19 protein-coding genes and 1 tRNA gene are annotated in these 20,734 nt (G+C 42.1%); 8 read left to right on the top strand and 12 right to left on the bottom strand.

The window, feature by feature from the left end; all coding sequences use genetic code 11:
* The first annotated feature begins 197 nt into the window (after positions 1–197).
* Entirely contained in the window at positions 198–1,463 is a 1,266-nt protein-coding gene (tyrS, locus tag H3V00_RS03910) for a tyrosine--tRNA ligase (RefSeq protein WP_198207051.1), read from the top strand.
* 40 nt (positions 1,464–1,503) lie between these two features.
* Positions 1,504–2,856, top strand: coding sequence for an argininosuccinate synthase (gene argG / locus H3V00_RS03905; protein ID WP_025331331.1), 1,353 nt, complete (start codon positions 1,504–1,506; stop codon positions 2,854–2,856).
* A gap of 425 nt (positions 2,857–3,281) precedes the next feature.
* Here the strand turns inward: argG and H3V00_RS03900 are convergent, their stop codons facing one another.
* A complete protein-coding gene (locus H3V00_RS03900; protein WP_025331332.1) occupies positions 3,282–4,379 on the bottom strand; it encodes a hypothetical protein in 1,098 nt (365 codons plus the stop codon).
* Positions 4,380–4,952: 573 nt separating this feature from the next.
* Here H3V00_RS03900 and H3V00_RS03895 point away from each other — a divergent pair.
* A complete protein-coding gene (locus H3V00_RS03895) occupies positions 4,953–5,630 on the top strand; it encodes a phytanoyl-CoA dioxygenase family protein (protein ID WP_198207053.1) in 678 nt (225 codons plus the stop codon).
* 217 nt (positions 5,631–5,847) lie between these two features.
* On the opposite strand, the gene H3V00_RS03890 is transcribed toward H3V00_RS03895, so the two are convergent.
* Positions 5,848–6,645 carry a hypothetical protein gene (locus H3V00_RS03890; RefSeq protein ID WP_025331334.1) on the bottom strand — a complete coding sequence of 266 codons (798 nt, stop codon included), beginning with the start codon at positions 6,643–6,645 and terminating at the stop codon, positions 5,848–5,850.
* 406 nt (positions 6,646–7,051) lie between these two features.
* Complete coding sequence (locus H3V00_RS03885) at positions 7,052–7,780, bottom strand: OmpA family protein (RefSeq protein ID WP_025331335.1); 729 nt, start codon at positions 7,778–7,780, stop codon at positions 7,052–7,054.
* A 466-nt stretch (positions 7,781–8,246) separates the two neighbouring features.
* Between H3V00_RS03885 and H3V00_RS03880 the strand changes: the two genes are divergently transcribed.
* Positions 8,247–9,197, top strand: coding sequence for a CysB family HTH-type transcriptional regulator (locus H3V00_RS03880; protein ID WP_025331337.1), 951 nt, complete (start codon positions 8,247–8,249; stop codon positions 9,195–9,197).
* Positions 9,198–9,274: 77 nt separating this feature from the next.
* Here H3V00_RS03880 and fabG read toward each other — a convergent pair whose 3' ends face one another.
* From fabG to H3V00_RS03840, 8 genes are all read right to left on the bottom strand, one after another.
* Entirely contained in the window at positions 9,275–10,018 is a 744-nt protein-coding gene (fabG, locus tag H3V00_RS03875; RefSeq protein WP_025331338.1) for a 3-oxoacyl-ACP reductase FabG, read from the bottom strand.
* A gap of 11 nt (positions 10,019–10,029) precedes the next feature.
* On the bottom strand, positions 10,030–10,974 hold the full coding sequence (gene fabD / locus H3V00_RS03870; RefSeq protein ID WP_198207055.1) for an ACP S-malonyltransferase: 945 nt from the start codon (positions 10,972–10,974) through the stop codon (positions 10,030–10,032).
* Between the two features lie 38 nt (positions 10,975–11,012).
* Positions 11,013–11,876, bottom strand: coding sequence for a hypothetical protein (locus H3V00_RS03865; RefSeq protein ID WP_037393068.1), 864 nt, complete (start codon positions 11,874–11,876; stop codon positions 11,013–11,015).
* Between the two features lie 24 nt (positions 11,877–11,900).
* Positions 11,901–12,863, bottom strand: a complete 963-nt coding sequence (locus H3V00_RS03860; protein WP_078475364.1) for a beta-ketoacyl-ACP synthase III — start codon at positions 12,861–12,863, stop codon at positions 11,901–11,903.
* A 78-nt stretch (positions 12,864–12,941) separates the two neighbouring features.
* A complete protein-coding gene (plsX, locus tag H3V00_RS03855; RefSeq protein ID WP_084586180.1) occupies positions 12,942–13,961 on the bottom strand; it encodes a phosphate acyltransferase PlsX in 1,020 nt (339 codons plus the stop codon).
* A gap of 9 nt (positions 13,962–13,970) precedes the next feature.
* Complete coding sequence (locus H3V00_RS03850) at positions 13,971–14,498, bottom strand: phosphoribosyltransferase (protein WP_025331342.1); 528 nt, start codon at positions 14,496–14,498, stop codon at positions 13,971–13,973.
* Positions 14,499–14,661: 163 nt separating this feature from the next.
* Positions 14,662–14,841 (bottom strand): 50S ribosomal protein L32, encoded by a 180-nt coding sequence (gene rpmF, locus H3V00_RS03845; RefSeq protein ID WP_025331343.1) that lies wholly within the window; start codon positions 14,839–14,841, stop codon positions 14,662–14,664.
* A 32-nt stretch (positions 14,842–14,873) separates the two neighbouring features.
* Positions 14,874–15,377, bottom strand: coding sequence for a DUF177 domain-containing protein (locus H3V00_RS03840; RefSeq protein WP_025331344.1), 504 nt, complete (start codon positions 15,375–15,377; stop codon positions 14,874–14,876).
* A 51-nt stretch (positions 15,378–15,428) separates the two neighbouring features.
* Between H3V00_RS03840 and H3V00_RS03835 the strand changes: the two genes are divergently transcribed.
* The 4 genes from H3V00_RS03835 (at position 15,429) to H3V00_RS03820 (ending at position 18,512) form a co-directional block, all read left to right on the top strand.
* Entirely contained in the window at positions 15,429–16,019 is a 591-nt protein-coding gene (locus tag H3V00_RS03835; protein ID WP_198207057.1) for a nucleoside triphosphate pyrophosphatase, read from the top strand.
* Complete coding sequence (locus H3V00_RS03830) at positions 16,016–16,729, top strand: SAM-dependent methyltransferase (protein ID WP_198207059.1); 714 nt, start codon at positions 16,016–16,018, stop codon at positions 16,727–16,729. The genes H3V00_RS03835 and H3V00_RS03830 overlap by 4 nt, the downstream gene beginning before the upstream one ends.
* Before the next feature lie 82 nt (positions 16,730–16,811).
* Positions 16,812–16,888, top strand: a tRNA-Pro gene (locus tag H3V00_RS03825).
* Between the two features lie 337 nt (positions 16,889–17,225).
* Positions 17,226–18,512, top strand: coding sequence for a dicarboxylate/amino acid:cation symporter (locus H3V00_RS03820; protein ID WP_025331347.1), 1,287 nt, complete (start codon positions 17,226–17,228; stop codon positions 18,510–18,512).
* A gap of 145 nt (positions 18,513–18,657) precedes the next feature.
* On the opposite strand, the gene metG is transcribed toward H3V00_RS03820, so the two are convergent.
* On the bottom strand, positions 18,658–20,715 hold the full coding sequence (gene metG, locus H3V00_RS03815) for a methionine--tRNA ligase (protein WP_198207067.1): 2,058 nt from the start codon (positions 20,713–20,715) through the stop codon (positions 18,658–18,660).
* Positions 20,716–20,734 lie beyond the last annotated feature (19 nt).

The raw sequence follows: 20,734 nt of genomic DNA, 5'->3' as shown, positions 1-20,734 counted from the left end.
ATCTATTTATTACAACCACAAATGCAGCAATAAACAAATCGTGTAAAATAATGCATCATTATTATTAGGCGGTAAAACAGACTAACCACCCAAAACCAGCAAAAATATGATATTGCTATTTTGTTTTTATGAGCAGTCTGAGCCAGACAAACTTTATTTTAGCCAATTTATTTAATTTGAAAGAACAAAATCCAACCATGACCAGCGTTGTTCACGACTTACAGCAACGAGGCCTGATAGCTCAAACCACTGATGCTCAGGCTCTTGATACATTATTAAACGAAAAGAAAATTACTCTGTACTGTGGTTTCGACCCGACAGCCGACAGTCTGCATATCGGTCACCTGTTACCTATTCTGGTTTTACGCCGCTTTCAACTGGCCGGACATACACCAATTGCGCTGGTAGGAGGTGCCACTGGTATGATTGGTGATCCGAGCTTCAAGGCACAGGAACGTTCACTCAACACTTTAGAAACCGTACAGGACTGGGTAGCCAAAATACGCGCGCAGCTACAACCATTCCTTAGCTTCAGTGGTGACAATGCCGCCATTATGGCAAATAATTTTGACTGGTTCGGCAGCATGAATTGTCTGGATTTTCTGCGCGATATCGGCAAACATTTTTCTGTAAATGCCATGCTGAACAAAGAGTCAGTAAAACAGCGTCTAAGCCGTGATGATGTAGGTATTTCATTTACCGAATTTGCCTATGCTCTGCTCCAAGGTTACGATTTTGCTGAACTGTATCGCCGCCACGGTGCCGTATTGCAAATCGGCGGTTCGGATCAGTGGGGTAATATCACCGGAGGGATTGACCTCTCCCGCCGGCTGCATCAGGCTACCGTTTATGGTTTGACACTACCACTAGTAACTAAAGCTGACGGAACAAAATTTGGTAAAACCGAAGGTGGTGCAGTCTGGCTGAGTGCAGAAAAAACCTCTCCTTACCAGTTTTATCAGTTCTGGTTAAAAGTTGCTGATGCGGATGTATATAAATTCCTCAAATATTTTACTTTCCTCAGTGTGGCAGAGATAGAAGCCATTGAAGCCAGCGATCAGGCTAGTGACAGTAAGCCACAGGCACAGCGCATTCTGGCAGAGGAAATGACCCGCCTGATTCATGGTGAAGAAGCTCTGGCTGCAGCTCAGCGTATTTCTACCAGTCTGTTTGCCGAAGATCAGAGTGCACTTACTGAAAGCGATTTTCAGCAATTATCTCTGGATGGCTTACCAGCATTTCCGGTCACCGAATCCATCAATATCGTGCAGGCCTTAACTACTGCGTCACTGGCCAAATCCAATAATGAAGCACGCGGCTTTATCAGTCAGGGAGCAGTCATGGTTAACGGGCAAAAAATTGACAGTGCTGATTACGTATTCAGCAGCAATGATAAACGTTTCGGGCACTACACCATTTTGCGGCGTGGTAAACGCAACCATGCACTACTGGTATGGCAATAAATTTTCATATTTTGCAAATACATCACTCAAGGGAGTTAATATGAGTAACCACAGCACTATTCTGCAACACCTGCCCGTTGGCGAAAAAGTCGGCATTGCTTTTTCCGGCGGGCTGGATACCTCTACAGCATTACTCTGGATGAAACTGAAAGGCGCTTTACCCTATGCCTATACAGCTAATCTGGGACAGCCTGATGAAGATGATTATGATGCAATTCCGCAAAAAGCACTTGAATACGGAGCTCAAAAAGCCCGTTTGATTGATTGCCGTACACAGCTGGCGCATGAAGGTATTGCTGCAATACAAAGCGGAGCATTCCATGTACATACGGGTGGTATGCCTTATTTTAATACTACCCCGCTGGGACGGGCTGTTACCGGCACAATGCTGGTAGCCGCAATGAAAGAAGACGATGTACATATATGGGGAGATGGTTCCACCTATAAAGGCAATGATATTGAACGCTTCTATCGCTACGGGTTGTTAACCAATCCGGCTTTACGCATCTACAAGCCATGGCTGGATCAACAGTTTATTGATGAGCTGGGCGGACGGCATGAAATGTCTGAATTTCTGATTGCTCAGGGTTTTGACTATAAAATGTCTGTTGAAAAAGCCTATTCAACCGACTCCAATATGCTCGGTGCTACCCACGAAGCTAAAGATCTGGAAATGCTCAATAGCAGCATGAAAATCGTACAGCCGATTATGGGCGTGGCTTTCTGGGATGAACAGGTAAACATTCCAGCTGAAGAAGTAAGTGTGCGGTTTGCAGAAGGTGTACCGGTAGCTTTAAATGGTGTTGAATACCATGATCCGGTAGAGCTGATTCTGGAAGCCAACCGTATTGGCGGCCGGCATGGTCTTGGCATGACAGACCAGATTGAAAATCGTATTATTGAGGCTAAATCACGCGGTATTTATGAAGCACCGGCAATGGCATTGCTGCATATTGCTTATGAACGCCTGCTTACCGGCATCCATAACGAGGATACGATTGAACAGTACCGTATTAATGGTCTGCGTCTGGGCAGACTGCTGTATCAGGGACGCTGGTTTGATTCACAGGCACTTATGCTGCGTGAAACTGCGCAACGCTGGGTAGCCAAAGCCATTACCGGTGAAGTTACGCTGGAATTACGCCGCGGTAATGATTACTCTATTCTCAATACCGAATCATCCAATCTTACTTATCAGCCGGAGCGGTTAAGCATGGAAAAAGTAGATAATGCTGCCTTTTCTCCTGCCGACCGCATCGGCCAGCTTACCATGCGTAATCTAGATATTATCGATACCCGTAATAAACTGGGTATATATACTCAGAGCGGGCTATTATCAGTAAGTCAGGATGCACTGCTACCTCAGTTAACTGATAAAAAAGATATTTTATAAAAATCTATCATTTCTAGAACCGGATAATATTAATTTATTATCCGGTTTTTTATTTACTCACATAATAAATTGCAACAATAAATAATACGATTTAATTATTTATCAAAGAACAAACCGTATCTATAGTAGCCCCCGGCTGTACCAGAATTAATATATGCTAAATGATTAGAAGGTAGTAAAATCCATGCTTCTTCAATATTATCTTCCTCTCTGAGATACCGCGAACAGTATTCCTTACTGTTAATTTCCTTTTTACTATAGCTTGTTCCGCTAATTCCTACTTGTCGCGAAACAGCTTCAACCAACCCATCGGGCTTTTTATATTGTTATAAGAAAGAATATTTGTTAATTCATCCTTTTTGGAATGAGAAGAAATATAAAATTTTTCAAAGATAACTAATAGAAAAATAAAACTATTGTTATCTTTATTTTTCTACCCAACTTAAATATTGTGACCAGCCCGGATCAAATTCGCACTCAATTTTAACTGAAAGGGTTTTATACTGGTCTGCCAGACGTTGTGCCAATGCGATAGCTGATTGTTTATCCTGTACATGCCATAACATGGTTCTTACGCCCTGATAAAAGGTATTTTGACAATGAATGCCCTGTTTATTAAATCGTAGAGCCGGATTAATAGTATCTTCTAGCTCATAAACCAGAGATAAATTTTCCTTACTATCCACATCGGCTGTTATAGTTAAAGCATAGCAATAATTGAAATCACCTACCAATACATCGGCTGTCTCATTTCTTTGCACAAGTCTTTTGTTATCAGGATCATTTTGATCAATGATTTCAAATACATTCCATCTATCCTCTTTATCAGAAAGAGGAAAAATACCTGTATGCTTTAATTTATCTTGCCATAACTGATCAAACACCGTTACAAATTCAATAAGAGGTACAGCGGCTGCCTCTTTGGGAATTTCTAAAAAGTTGACACACCCGATTTTAATAGAAAAATCATATTCTCCTAATGCATGATCAAGCAAGATAAATGCAGTCGACTGGGCGATTTGCTTCTTCTCTTCAGGAATAGTTTTACCAAACGCAATTTCCAAAGAGATTTTGCGATATTCTTTATGATGATAAATCAATAAATCAGCCGGGCTCAATGAAAGAGAATGATCATGATGCGTTATAGAGAATGCATCCAGATTTTCAATCCGCGTCCTAAATGCTTCTATTTCAAAAAAATTCAGATCCGGTGCATTTTTAACGATTCGTATCACCAGCTCAAACAGCTCAATTCGGCCTTCAGCCGTAAAAATTATTTTATGATGTTTTTTATCTCCTCGTGTAAGCTCAGCAATAACATTTAATTGATTATCTATTAAAAGATTATTGAGATTTTCCATGATAGAGATTGGCTCTAGCGTATTAAATGTTTGCTCAGATGCTTTTACCTGTGTCCAGAATGTTTGAATAGCAACAGATATTTTATCTGGAGCGATTGATTTATCTTGTACTGATTGAATATCAGAATTTGATTTTTTTCTCCAGAATTTTTTAAAAAACATAAAGCTCCCCCTTAATTGATTGATAAAAACCATACCAGATAAGTGCCTGAGTATAAGTTAAAAATTGGTCATATTTTTCTTTTATCATAATTTTTATGATATATATCAGGCTATAAATAAATTTTCATTTATACAATATCTTAATGATGAATGATAGTTTATAACATATATAAATCATATACTTGACTGAATTCAATCCACAAACGAGCAAAAAAATAAAGATCAATTCAAGTTTTTTAGCCATATGAAGACATAAACACATATTTTGACAGGCTTAGCACTACCAATCTTTGACATGACAGCATAAAAACTTGATATAGTGTCTGGGGCTATTTTATGGGATACAGAAATTAATCAATTTAATTTAATTAGGAAAGAAATTAACTATTGTAAGAAATATATATTCAGCTTACCTTGAAAAACTATAGTATAGATAAATAGTACAAATAAATCATTTTAAATAAATAATGGAAAATATCAACATATTATCCTATAAATAGGATCTACCTAATCCTAATAAAATTAGAAGATATTAATATTAATTCAGATAAACAAATACAAACGGAAAATATAATGAAAATACGTGATTATTTTGAACATAATGGTTACGTAGTTATCAATGATTTAATTACTCCTCAGCAATTAACAGATATAGAACAACAATTAGAACAGATTAATTTAACTACTGCCGGCAGTCGTGAGCTTCTGACACAACCATGGTGTCAGATACTTGCTAACAATTTGAAAAATAATACTCAGCTTACTTCCTTGCTCCCAATAAACCCAGTGGCTATCCAATGCACATTATTCAAAAAATCTACCGATAAAAACTGGCTGGTACCTTTACATCAGGATTTAAGCATAGCAGTCAGACATCAGTTTTCTGATACTCAGTTTACTGGCTGGTCTCATAAACAAAATATGTTATTTGTACAACCGCCTGCACAATATATGCAGCAACTGGTAGCTGTGAGGCTACACATAGATGATTGCCAGCACGAGCATGGTCCGCTTAAAGTAGTTGCCGGTACTCATCAGTATGGAAGAATCAATGAATCAACGCTACCACAGCTTCGAGACCAAAAAGGCGAGCAGGAATGTACCCTGTCGAAAGGAGGAGCTGTTATCATGCGACCACTTATTATGCATTCTTCCTCAAAAGCTATTCAGACTAATGGCAGACGGGTACTACACTTTTTATACGCGCCCGGAGATTTGGCTGAAATTATTCCTTTTCAATTCTGTATTTGATTCTCTCAGCACAACTACTCAGGATTCAGATATAACTCATTTCAAAACGAATACTATTAATTTTTATAATAAATTTAATCTATTGAAAGCAAAAAATACATATTTATTATTAATAAATTAATTCAAACATGTTTTAATTTACCTAATTTTTTTAATCAATAATTTAATCATATCCTGCTGTTTGATACATTAGGCAGATATCTGAAGTTTATCAATATCAGATATCTGCCAGGGAACAATTGCGCTGCCATAAAGAGGTTTTACAGCGTAAATGACCAATATACTGTAATGGATATAATGGTACAACTGAAGGGATATCACCGGCACGCATATGTAATAAATCCCCGGGAGCAACCCATTCAGCCGGCGTTTTGGTTAAAGGCAATCCTGCATAATTATAGGCAGCGACAACCAGTTGCGAACAAAAGTAACGATCTGAAGAAAAAGGCGTTACCTGTACTACAGCCATGGTATTCAGGCACAAATGGCGAAAAGCTCGCGGAATAACTGGCAATTCACACACTTTACGGGTAACTGTATAAGGTGTCTGCTTGATAATCCCCATATAATTATATTTCCCGCCAGCCTCTGCTCTGGCAAATTCACGGATTTTTTCAGCCTGTAAATCATTCAGCTGCGGATGGCGATAAACGGCCAGTAACGGACTTTCATCAACGCTTTCAGCCAGAGACATAATATGCACACCACCACCCACGGCTTCTGCTATTTCTCCATCTCCTAAATACAAAAATGCATGGCTAACCGAAGTATTACCAAACAAGCGCAAAACACGGGAATTGAGACTTGAGTCGGCAGAAAATAAAATATCACCTCTTTGTAAATCCATCGGCTGAACCAATACTACTCCTGTCTGTGGCGCAGTATTTTGTCGCTGAAATTTTACTGATACATGTTTTTTTTCACCCGAAACATTAGGAACTCGCTGAAACTGTGCGGTACAGGCAAAAAGTAAATTACAGCATAAAATTAAAAACAGGAATTTAAAAAATTTCATAGATGAAATGATTTTATATTTTACTGAATACTTATAATTAAATAGATTTAATGTTTACTTAGTTATAAATGAATATGCCATTTTTATTTATATATTATTTGTATATTCGAAAAACCGTTACTATTAAAAATAATGAACAAATAATTCATATCAATCATATTTTATTTTTACCAACATGCATATTAACACTTTATTAATAATTATTCACTTATATGAGAATATTTTAAAGTAATACAATTCTGATGATTTTAAATTGATACCAGCTCATCCAACCTATTATTGTCAAATAAAACTATCAATTTTCTATACAAAGGATATACAGATATTCTGATTTCTTTAAAATTTTTATTGGCATAAAAAAACCCTGCTTTAAGCAGGGTTTTTCATCAATATAAAATTAGAAAAATTATCTAACTTTTTTAGCTACCTGAGTGCGGATTTTCACATCTACACGGCGATCAGGTGCAATACATTCGATTAAAGCAGTACGTTTCTTAGCAGCTGAAACTTTCTTGCCTAATTTAGCAACTTCACGCTGACAAGTTTCAGTCATGCGGGCTTCAGATTTACCCAAGCCGACTGCTGAAATTTTCCCAGCAGGAACGCCTTTAGAAACCAGATACTGAGCAACAGTATTAGCACGACGATCAGACAAAGTCTGATTATAAGCATCTGAACCTTTAAAGTCGGTATGACCTTCAACACGTACAACCTGTACGCTGCTGTCTGCCAGACGGGTAGCCAACTGATCCAGAGTATCGATCGCTTCAGGACGCAGGGTAAATTTATCAAAGCCAAACAGGAAGTTAGCAGACAAAGATACTGTTTCATCAACAAATTTAGGTGCTTCTGGAGCAGCCTGTGCAATTGGGTGACCACAATTGTTACCCAGAGTTGGTTCTTGATCGTTGTTGAAACGGTTCTTCACACATTCAGGTGTACCATCGGCACCATTTTCGCGGGTGACGATAATTTCGCCAGTTCCTTTTTCAGGAGCAGAACTGGTAGTATAGCCATTGTAAGCACCAGCAGGTTCACCGGTCCAGTCGGCACCCGGTACAACACCATTGGCAAAAGCGGCAGTTGAAGCAGCCATAGCAACGATCAATGCGCTCAATTTTAGCTGTTTGGTCATGTTATTCCCTCATCAAAAAATTTGTTATGTGCTGATTCAGCCTGAAATTCGTCTGATCAATACACAAATACCATTTACAGGCCGCTCAAACCGGGCGGGTAGCTTGGTAAATCAAGTCTATACTATAAAAAACCGCAGCATAAACTGTCAATATGCAAACTACCAAGGCGAAGCTGCTAGACGACCCGCTTCCTAACTGTGCATCATGCCTAAAAAATAGCTTTGTGTCACTTATTTACAACTAAATTCACGCGTTTACCCTAATTAAGTTGCATGAAAACAACAAGCAAGCTTCTATTATCTTAAGGGTCTGCTACAGGTGGATTAACGTGTAAAAATGTTAAGCTTAGAGTGAAAGTGTTCCATGTCAGAATGGGTAAATTGAGTTATGATGCAGATAAAGAAGCTTTTTTGTTGTATTTGAGCGACAGTTAAAAACTCCAAACCTAAAAGGGGCTGAAATACTATGAAGCTGCAACAGTTACGTTATGCAGTTGAAGTTTATCGTCAGAATCTGAATGTTTCAGAAGCAGCTGAAGTACTGTTTACTTCTCAGCCTGGTATTTCCAAGCAAATACGCATGCTGGAAGAAGAACTGGGCGTACGGTTATTTATTCGCCACGGGAAACGCATGGTTGCAGTGACAGCTCCGGGAAAAATTGTTCTGGAAACTGCCGAGCGGATTTTACGTGAAGTACAGAATATTAAAAGTATTGGTACAGAATTTGCCGACCAGAATATTGGATCCCTGACCATTGCCACCACACATACATTGGCCCGATATGCTCTGCCAAAAATTATCTCAGCGTTTGTTGAATGTTATCCGCAGGTACAGCTGAGCATCCATACAGCCAGCCCTAAAGCCATTAGTCATATGGTGCTGGAGGGAGAAGTAGATTTTGCCATTGGTATGGAAATGGAAAGTGAGCATCCTGAATTACGCAAATTGAGCTGTAAAGCCTGGAATCGCAGTATCGTAGTTCCAGATAATCATCCTCTGCTTGATTTAAAGCGGCCATTACGGCTCGAAGACATAACAGCTTATCCGCTCATCACTTATGATATTGCTTTCGCTGAACAATCTAAAATCGCCCGTGCTTTTACTCAGGAAGGCTATCAGTTACCTAGAGTTAAACTGGCTTCAGCCGATACGGATGTCATTAAAACTTATGTTGCTCAGGGACTGGGTATCGGATTGCTGGCCACCATGGCTTTTGACAGTAAACAAGATGAAGGTTTACAGCAGATTAGTGCAGAACATCTGTTTGAACCTTCCTTTATCCAGATAATACTCAGACAGGATGTTTATCTGCGTGGTTTTGGCTATGAGTTTCTGGCCTTATTCGCTCCTGGGTTAACACGGTCGCGGATTGAATCTGCCCTGTATTCTTCTTACGAAGAAGATTTTTCAATTTAATAGTATTTATCCCCGATACAAAACAAAGCCATTTTTATCAGATGATAAAAATGGCTTTGTAAATACTTTAACTGATATCAGGGCATCAGCATTCCGCCGTTCACATGCAGCGTCTGTCCGGTAATGTAACGAGCTTCTTCACTAGCCAGAAACAAAACTGCGGCGGCCACATCTTCTACAGTTCCAAAATGATTCAATGCCGTTTGCCCAGCAAAAAAATCACGCTGCTCTTGCGGTAAAACTTTTGTCATATCGGTTTCGATAAAACCAGGAGCTACACAATTTACGGTAATCCCGCGCGAGCCCACTTCTCGCGCCATTGATTTACTGAATCCGACTAATCCGGCCTTGGCAGCAGCATAATTAGCCTGACCGGCATTACCGATAAAACCAACTACAGAAGTTACATTGATAATCCGACCCCAGCGTGCTTTCATCATACTGCGAGTGACTGCTTTGCTGGCACGGAAAGCAGATTTCAGATTAATTTGCATGATTTCATCCCATTCTGATTCTTTCATGCGCATCAGCAAATTATCACGGGTAATACCGGCATTATTAACCAGTATGGCAATATTACCGATATTACTTTCAATGTCGGCAATCAGATTTTCAATACTGTTTTCTTCAGCGATACGTAATTCCCGCCCTTCTCCGCCAAAATCAGCCAGTGCTTCATTGATGCTAGTCACACCTGCAGCAGAAGTGGCTGTACCAATTACTTTAGCACCTTTTTCTGCCAGAAAACGGGCAATAGCGGCGCCAATTCCACGGGTAGCACCAGTTACCAGCGCAATTTTACCTGTTAAATCCTGATTCATAACTTATTCCTTTAGCTATCAACATGTGCAGCAATAAAACTTTCTATGCTTTGCACACTGGTTAATGCAACGCAACTGGCGCTCTTATCAATCCGTTTAGCCAGTCCGGCCAGCACTTTACCCGGACCGCATTCAGCAAATTCTGTTATTCCGTCAGCCACCAGTTTGCTTACTGTTTCAGTCCAGCGCACAGGTGAATATAACTGCTGTACCAGAGCCTGTTTAATTGTTTCTGGTTCTGAATGCACCGCAACATCAACATTATGCAATACCGGAATTTGTGGCTTTGAAATATTGATCTGCTCCATGGCCGCTGCCAGTTTGGTTGCAGCTGGTTTCATCAGACAGCAGTGTGAAGGCACGGATACTGGTAACGGCAGTGCACGCTTGGCACCGGCCGCTTTAGCCAGCTCACAGGCACGATTAATGGCAACAGCAGTTCCGGCAATCACTACCTGACCGGGTGAGTTATAATTTACGGCTTCGGCCACTGTACCGGATAATTCATTTTGTGCCTGTAAACATACCTGACGCACGATATCATCATCCAGTCCCAGTATTGCGGCCATGGCACCCTCTCCGGCTGGTACAGCTTCCTGCATTAATTGTGCACGCAGACGAACCAGTTTCACAGCATCATGAAATGCTAGGCTGCCGGCAGCGACCAGCGCAGTGTATTCTCCTAAACTGTGCCCGGCCAGCATCACAGGTAACTGACCATGCAATTGCTGATATACACGCCATGTGGCAATGCCGGCAGTCAGCATCAGGGGCTGAGTATTAACGGTTTCGTTCAGGGCTGCGCTGTCTTCCCCGTTCATCAATGTCCATAAATCCTGATTAAGTGCTTCTGATGCCTGTTCAAATGTTTCTTTAACAACTGGCATATCATTAAAGCCGGACATCATATTGAGACTTTGTGACCCCTGTCCGGGAAAGAAAAAAGCAATACTCATGATCTTCCTTGAATTGAATAAAACTAATGTCCGGACAATTATTGTGCCGGAGGCTGATTGGTCTGTAATGGCTGTTCGTGGTGCAGAAACATTTTGGCACCTGCCGGGGCACCTATTGCGTAAGCAAGATTAGCTTCCAGTGACTGGGCAAAAGGCCCCTGATAGATTTTGTTACCCATATGGGTCAGGTTAGAGCGTGCATCAACATAAATCTTACCGCCTAACTGATTCCATAAGCGGCAAAAACTAAAATCTTCAGATAAATAACGCTTCGTCACCGGATCAACAAGACAATCGTAAAAGCGATAGTGATATCCCCTATCAGTAACACCGATAGAATCAGGCTGATATTGCAACTCAGGATAAGCTTCCATCAGCCGGATAAATACTTCCCGCTTGATAACCATAAATCCGGTCGGTGCCTCTGGCAGCTCAATAAAGCCTTCATCATCTACCTGTACATGCACCTCATGATTAGTATCTGCCTTACTGATATTGATGGTATAGCGAGTATAAGCGGCATTAAACTGCTGCCGGGTCATATGCTCAGGAATACCTTCTTCCGGCCATGACTCACGCTTGAGCGGATAAACACCTGCAACAATATCGCGATCTGCCAGCAGCAGACGCTGAAAAGCTTCCGGTGAAAAACCGATATCAGTATCAATCCAGCATAAGTGCGTCCATTCCGGATGCGACAGAAATTCTGCGACACAGTTATTCCGTGCACGGGTAATCAGACTTTCACCCTGATGCATAAATACCTGTATCGGAAAACCTGCACTGGTATGCGCAGCAACTAAAGCCAGCAATGACTGTACATAATTACCAAAATACCGCCCGTCATGACTGGGCGACATAACAACCGGATACATATTGGCTAACGCAGATTGAGATAGCATAATCCGATCCTGATAGGAACAATATTAATATTTTAAGGTAACCGCACCCCAGGCAAAGCCACCTCCGATACCTTCAAGCAACAAGGTCTGGCCGCGCTTAATCCGACCGGATTTAATTCCTTCATCCAGTGCCAGCGGAATAGAGGCAGCAGAAGTATTGCCCTGCTCAGCAAGGGTAACAATAACTTTATCCATTGATACACCGAGATGACGTGCAGTAGATTCGATAATGCGCAGATTGGCCTGATGCGGAATAATCCAGTCTATATCAGACGGCTGTAAACCGGATTGATCAATGACTTCTTTTGCAATATTGGCCAGTGCTTTTACTGCAAACTTATAGACAGCCTGCCCGTCCATATACAGATAGGGTGAACCTTCAATTTTTCCTGCTGCAATTTTTCCCGGTGTTTGCAGAATATGACTGTAATTACCATCAGCCTGTAATTTGGTATGGATGATACCGCCTTCCTGTTCGGAAGCACCCAGAATAACTGCACCGGCACCGTCTCCAAACAACACACAGGTACGCCGGTCATTCCAGTCAAGCAGACGACTGAATGTTTCCGCGCCGATAACCAGTGCCTTACTGGCCATGCCACTTTTAATATAAGCATTGGCAGTAGCCATTGCATACATGAATCCAGCACAGACTGCCTGAACATCAAATGCCGGACAGCCGGAAATACCCAGCTTATTCTGCACAATACAGGCAGTAGCAGGAAATGTCATATCCGCAGTTGAGGTAGCCACAATAATGAGATCAATTTCATTTGCTTCAATGCCTGCATCGGCCAGCGCAATCTGCGCTGCAGAAACAGCCATATCACTGGTCTGTTCATTTTCTGCGGCAATATGACGCGCTTTGATACCGGTACGCGTTGCAATCCACTCATCCGAGGTATCAACAAATTTGCTCAGGTCATCATTAGTCAGGCGGCGTGCAGGCAGGTAACTGCCTGTACCCAGAATATGGGCATTCAGCATGGCATTGTCTTTAATTTACGGCAAAGGGCATATTTTAAACAAAGTCATTTGACTTGTCTGCCTTTGCAACAAGGTGATTTATTCTTCCATAACAGCCAGCTGACGTGCAACACCGGCCTGAATTTTAGTGATTGAATCTGCCTTAATGGCTTTATAAGCTTCCTGCAGGGCAAAACAGAAACCTGTAGCATCCGTACCGCCATGGCTTTTAATTACGACACCACGTAATCCCAGAAAAATGGCGCCATTAAAACGCCGCGGATCAAGACGCCGCTTAAACCCTTTTAATGTTGGTAATGCAATTAATGCGGCCAGTTTATTAAACCAGCTGCGGGTAAACTCTTCTTTAACAACTGAACCGGCAAATTTCACCGCTCCTTCAATACTTTTGAGCATTGCATTACCGGTAAAACCATCAACTACCAGCACATCAACTTCAGCTGTAAAAATAGAATTACCTTCAACATTGCCGACAAAATTCAGATCACTGCGTCGTAAAAGCTGATGAGTTTCTTTAGCAGCTGCGTTACCCTTGATGTCTTCAGTACCGACATTGAGTAAACCTACTCTTGGCTGCGTATTTTCAGGAAACAGTGCCGCCACCTGCTGGCTACCAACAATAGCAAATTGCAAAAGCTGGGTGCTGCTGCAATCGACGTTGGCACCCAGATCCAGCACCAGTGTCATATGATTATTGCGGCCGGGCAGGAATTTAGCAATTGCCGGACGATCAACACCGTCAATGGTTTTCAATACAAAGCGGGCAGTTGCCATCAGTGCACCGGTATTACCGGCTGATACAGCTGCCTGTGCCTGGCCATCTTTAATCTGGTTGATGGCCACACGCATCGAAGAATCTTTTTTATTCTTGAGCGCAGAAGTCGGTTCTTCATCCATGCCTACCACTTCACTGGCCGGACAAATGGTAATCCGCTCCATGGAAGCATTAGCTTTATTTAATGCATTTCTGATTTTGGCTTCATCACCAACCAGAATCAGTGCAGCGTCAGTTTGCTGCTGTAAAAATGTCAGCGCCCCCGGAATGGTTATATCCAGACCGAAATCGCCACCCATGGCATCTACAGCAATGGTTTTCAGGGTCATAGATCATGCCTCTGATGTAGCTTGGGCTGCAACATGCTCATAGTGCTCATCAATATCAAGCGCATCCCAAGGATAGTTAATCCACCAGTCATCAACCTGTATTGCACTATAAAAAGGTAAATCTGCCGGCAATACCCCTTTTTTGGGTTTGCGCTTTTCATGCAGTACTGCTACCCCAAGATGCTGGAATCCTTCATGCTGTAATTCGCGAATACAGTATTCGAGCGTAGCCCGGCTGTCATCCACTTCATCAACAATCAGTAGTTTTTTGTTTTTTAATTTTTCGTCAAAACCATTGGTCCACTGTATTTTCTGCGGCTGGTCAGTCGGGCAGTCGTTAACGTCATAATAAGACAAAGTAACAGTATATACAGGAATATTCAAAAAACTACGCAATATACGTGCCGGAATAAATCCACCACCACCGATAGCGATCATTGCATCAAATGAATGCTCTGATTTCTGAATTTTTTCTGCCAGCTGTTTAATGGCACGATGTATGTCTTCGTAGTTATACCAGATTTTTTTCATGGGAAACCCGAGTCAGTGTAAAGCAGGCCATTGAGGCTGCCGGGAAAGTGGAAGCAGTTTATTTTAGCAGGATAATTACCCTGCTAATATTGGATACAAAAAAGCCAGTGATTGCAGATGCAATGTCTGGCTTTCATACGTATTGAATAATCAAAGGTGTAAATTATTCACCTTTGGCTTTGACTACTTTACGTCCGCGGTACATACCGTTTGGAGAGATGTGGTGACGCAAATGTACTTCACCGGTAGTGGTATCAGTAGAAACCTGTACAGCGGTCAGACCATCGTGTGAACGGTGCATACCACGTTTTGAAGGTGATTTTTTGTTTTGTTGAACTGCCATGTTAAAGCTCCTGGGTAATGTAAGTTAATTCGTTAGTGGCCGCTTTTCAGTCCTGCCAGTCTGGCAAAAGGATTACCTGAGTCTTGATTGGTTTGGGTTGCCAGAGTGTGATCACAGTCTTCATGTCGCGGTGCAACCGGAATAGCCATTAAAATCTGGTCTTCCAGCAGTGCAGCAAGATTATATTCTGCACTCCATACCGCGCCTTCAAGTGTTTCATCAGCGGCCATGGCCTCGTCCAGCAACTGTTCGCTGGTAAACAGCACCACATGCGACTGGTCATTCAGCGCCCAGGAAACAGCCTGTAAACAGCGCTGACACACCAGTTCCAGCTGACCTTCCACACTGATGTCGAGAAAAGGACGCTGCCAGCGGTCAATACCACCACAAACCTGATACTGGATAATGCCTTCGCGTTGCGCTAAAAGTTCATGCGACCAAACCCGCCGGTCAAGTGCCTGAAGCTGCAATTGACCGCTGCGTTGCTGCTGTTCACGTGTGAACGTGGCCGTATCAATCAAAATAGGGTCTAACATAAACGGCGGATGATATAATTTAAACTTTATAATGTCAATGAGTTCGCACTTATGCCAAGAGAGAAAAAGTTGATTCTGGCTTCCAGCTCCCGTTTTCGCCAGCAACAACTTCAGCAGTTAAACATTCCTTTTGACGCGGCTAAACCTGATTTTGATGAAACGCCACTTTCTGCTGAAACCGCACCACAAACAGCGTTGCGTTTGGCCAGCGGCAAAGCATACTCTCTAGCCAGTCTTTATCCGGATGCTCTGATTATCGGTTGCGATCAGGTTGCGCTATGTCGCGAGCAGCAACTGGGCAAACCACTAACCGTAACAAAAGCACAACAGATGTTACACTATTTGAGTGGTCAGCAAGTGATATTTTACAGTGCACTTGCGGTACTGAACGCTGCTGAAAACCGCCTGCATCAGCATATTGATGAAACACGCGTCATGATGCGTTCACTGACTGAGGCGCAGATTAAGCATTATCTGAGTCGTGAACCGGATGCTGTACATTGTGCCGGCGCGGCAAAAAGTGAAGGATTAGGCGCTTTACTAATTAAACGCATCGAAAGCACCGATCCGAATGCACTGATTGGTTTACCGGTTTTTCGTCTGGTGGATTTTCTGCTGGCAGAAGGAATGAATATTTTATGAGCAGTCCTGTACTCTATCTGATCCCGACACCGCTGGGAAATGCGGATACACCGTGTCTGCTTGCGCATGAACAAAAATGCATTGTTAACCTGACTGACTTCGTTGTTGAAGCAGAAAAAACAGCACGGGCTCATTTAAAAGCCTTCGGTGTGCAAACACCGATTCGTGAGCTGAATCTGTGCACTTTGAATGAACATACTCCTGAGCGGGATATTGCTAAGTTATTACAACCTTTGCAGGCCGGTCGCAGTATGGGATTACTCAGCGAAGCCGGTTGTCCGGCTGTTGCAGACCCGGGAGCCCAGCTGGTGGCACTGGCACATCAGGCCGGGTTTACTGTAATGCCGCTCGTGGGACCGTCCAGTATCATGCTGGCTCTGATGGCTTCTGGCGCCAACGGACAGTGTTTTGCTTTCAAGGGTTATCTGCCTGCTGAAAAAAACGCACGTATTGAATGTTTGCATACTCTGGAAAAGCGCTCACGACAGGAAAATGAAACTCAGCTTTTTATTGAAACGCCTTACCGTAATGATGCTTTACTGGCTGATGCCATAGCGACTTTACATTCTGAAACCCGTTTGTGTATTGCCGCAGATTTAACTATGCCGACCCAAACTATTATTAGTCAGAATATTGCAGCATGGCGAAAAATGCCGGCATTGCCACCGCTGAAAAAAAGACCATGTCTGTTCGTTGTTTATGCCGAATAATTGTAACTGATATTTTTTGAAATTAATTTGCGCTTCACTCTTGTCAATGTCTTCGTCGCTGCCTATAATGCACAACTTCTTTCGGAGTGTAGCGCAGCCCGGTAGCGCACCTCGTTCGGGACGAGGGGGTCGAAGGTTCGAATCCTTTCACTCCGACCATATTTTACAAACCGTCTGCTTATTTCAAGCAGACGGTTTTTTTTATAACTAAAATAAATTTATTTTGAATGAAATTATCTTAAATTAAATAATATAAATTATTTTTTACTTCAAAAACACGATAGAAAATTATCGTCAATTCCTAATACAACCATCTATTTTTCTATAAAAAATTTTCTTATCATACATCCTTTTGTCTCATGGTTCTTATTTAGTAATTAATAATGCTTTTCTGTTAAGTTATGTAGGCTTTATAATCAGCCAATTATGTTACATCCTACTACATAATAACGTTAAAAAACTGTAGCCTTTAAACACAACCCATTGAAAGGTAAACATGTTACCACTCGAAATTGAGGAAATGAATCCGCCACCGAAAAAACAGCGCTGGTATCAGATCCTATATGTACAGGTAATTATTGCCATTATTATTGGTATCTTACTTGGCAACTTTTTCCCTACTGTTGGCGAAAGCATGAAACCTTTAGGTGATGCTTTCATCAAATTAGTGAAAATGATCATCTCCCCAGTTATTTTTCTTACCGTGGTAACCGGCATCGCCGAGATGACCAATATGAAAACCATGGGGCGGGTCGCCGGCAAGGCTATGGTTTACTTTCTTACTTTCTCTACTCTGGCACTGGCTATCGGGCTGGTCGTGGCCAATATTGCCCAGCCGGGACATGGTCTGAATATTGACCCGAGCTCACTGCAAAGTGCCAAGGTAAACGAATATGTGCAGAAGTCCCATGAATCCAGCCTGACCGGCTTTCTGATGGATATTATTCCGACTACTGCCATGAGCCCGCTAACCAATGGCAATATTCTGCAAACTCTGTTTATTGCTATTCTGTTTGGTATCTCACTGGCACTGATTGGAGAAAAAGCCCGCCCGCTGATTAATATTTTTCAGGATTTATCGGCGCCCGTTTTCAAAATGGTATCTATTCTGATGCGTGCAGCCCCGATAGGTGCATTTGGCGCCATGGCTTTTACCATAGGTAAATACGGTATTAGTTCTATTGGTAATCTGCTCTATCTGATTCTGACTTTTTATATTTCTTCCGTTCTGTTTATTCTGATTGTTCTTGGTGCTGTAGCACGTTATAACGGTTTTTCGATTATCAAGCTGGTCAAATACATTAAGGAAGAACTGTTACTGGTACTGGGTACAAGCTCATCTGAAGCCGCCCTGCCCACACTGATGCAGAAAATGGAAAAAGCCGGCTGCAAGAAATCAATTGTCGGATTGGTTGTACCAACCGGTTATTCGTTCAATCTGGACGGTACCAATATTTACATGACCATGGCGGCATTATTTATTGCACAAGCATGTAATATTGATCTGACACTGGAACAGCAAATACTGCTGTTACTGGTTGCCATGTTAAGTTCAAAAGGTGCCGCAGGTGTAACAGGAGCAGGATTTATCACTTTGGCTGCAACCTTATCGGTAGTACCTTCTGTGCCGGTGGAAGGAATGGCGCTGATTCTGGGTATTGACCGATTCATGTCTGAGTGTCGTGCTCTGACTAATCTGGTAGGTAATGCCTGTGCCACTATTGTGGTTGCGCGCTGGGAAAAAAGCCTTGATGAAGAGCGTTTACATGAAGTACTGAAATAAGCACTTCATACAACTTAAAATTCTGCTTACAGAAATCTGATTTCCTTATACCAGGTGATGAGATTAACCATCTCATCACTTTTTTGATTCATAAATAAAAAACCAGACCAGCAATATTAGCTGGTCTGGTTTTTCAGCAAGATAATCAGCCGACTTTCATACCTGGTTCAGCCCCACTATCCACATCCAGTAAAAATAGTTTGCCATTACCGGCAGCTGAAGTAATCATTCCTTCAGACATGCCAAATTTTGCCATTTTACGCGGCGCAAAATTGGCTACCACAATGACCATTCTTCCGGCCAGTTTTTCCGGTTCAGGATAGCTGGCGGCAATACCAGAGAATATTGTGCGCTGCTCAAAACCAAGATCAAGCTGAAATTTGAGCAGTTTGCTACTGCCTTCGACTTTTTCGCATGTCAACACTTTGGCAACACGCATATCGATTTTCATAAAGTCATCAAATGAAGCCGTATCTGCCACAGGCTCATACTTTGTTTCAGCAGCAGCCTCAACTGCCTGAATATTCTGCTGATTCGCTGCAATCAAATCATCAATCTGTTTCTGTTCCACTCGGTGCATCAGATGCTGATATGCATTGATATGATGACCGGCAGGTAATAAGGTCGTACTATCAGCCCAGCTTAATGGCACCACATTCAGAAAAGCGGCTGCTTCTGCAGCAAGCTTCGGCAATACTGGTGACATATATACGGTCAGAATACGGAAAGCATTAATCAGTTCACTGCATACTTGCTGTAAACGTGTCTCCTGTCCTTCCTGTCGCGCCAGCTCCCATGGTTTGTTGGCATCGACATACTCATTGACCGCATCAGCTAATGCCATGATTTCACGTAAGGCACGCGCATACTCACGTGCTTCAAAGCTGGCAGCAATATTTTCACTTTGCGCCTGTAGCTGTGGTAACAGCTCGCTGTTGCTAACATCAGCCAGTGTTCCCTGAAAGCGTTTGCTGATGAATCCGGCAGCACGCGCAGCGATATTTATGTATTTACCAACTAAATCACTGTTAACCCGAGCAATAAAATCATTCAGATTTAAATCCAGATCTTCAATTCTGCTATTGAGTTTGGCTGCAAAATAATAACGCAGCCATTCGGGATTCAGTCGTTGCTCAAGATAGGAACGGGCTGTGATAAAAGTACCGCGTGATTTGGACATTTTCTGTCCGTCTACCGTGAGAAAACCGTGTGCAAATATGCCTGTCGGTGCCCGCAGATTGGCGTATTGCAAAGTAGCCGGCCAGAATAATGCATGAAAATATAAAATATCCTTACCGATGAAATGATACATTTCGGTATCAGTATCAGCACAGAACCACTGATCAAAATCAATGCCCAGACGTTCACAAAGGTTTTTAAATGATGCCATGTAGCCAATAGGTGCATCCAGCCACACATAAAAATATTTACCGGGAGCATCCGGAATTTCAAAGCCGAAATAAGGCGCATCACGACTGATATCCCAATCACTCAGGCTATCGTTCTGCAACCATTCATTCATTTTATTCAGGGCTTCTGCCTGCAAATGCGGCTGCTCGCGACCATTTTTCAGCTTGGTACTGCCGGCAGTCCACTGTTTCAGATAATCCGCACATTCTCCGAGTTTAAAGAAGAAATGCTCAGATTCTTTCAATACAGGAGTGGCGCCGGAAATAGCAGAATACGGTTTAATCAGTTCGGTAGGACTATAAGTAGTGCCGCATACTTCACAATTATCACCATACTGATCCTGTGCATGACATTTCGGGCATTCACCTTTAACAAAACGATCAGGCAGAAACAGATTTTTTTCCGGATCAAATAATTGCTCAATAGTACGGCTTTCAATTTTTCCATTGGCTTTTAACGCCAGATAAATGCTGCGTGATAAAGCTTCATTTTCAGGTGAGTGCGTACTGTAATAATTATCATAGCCAATACCAAAGCCGGTAAAATCGGCCAGATGATTCTGACGTACCTGAGTAATCATTTCTTCCGGTGTTATTCCCTGTTTCTGTGCCGCCAGCATGACCGGCGTACCATGCGTATCGTCTGCACAGACGTAATAGCATTCATGTCCGCGTGCTTTCTGGAAACGCACCCAGATATCAGTCTGAATATGTTCAACCATATGTCCCAGATGAATATTACCGTTTGCATAGGGCAAGGCTGAAGTAACCAGTATTTTGCGTTGTTTTGTCATGATTGATGTATCGTTAGAA

The sequence above is a fragment of the Snodgrassella sp. W6238H11 genome, from assembly GCF_016100525.1.
GTDB classification, from domain to species: Bacteria; Pseudomonadota; Gammaproteobacteria; order Burkholderiales; family Neisseriaceae; genus Snodgrassella; species Snodgrassella alvi.
Note: the sequence above shows the minus strand (reverse complement) of the source record. Positions and strands in the feature narration are given on the sequence as shown.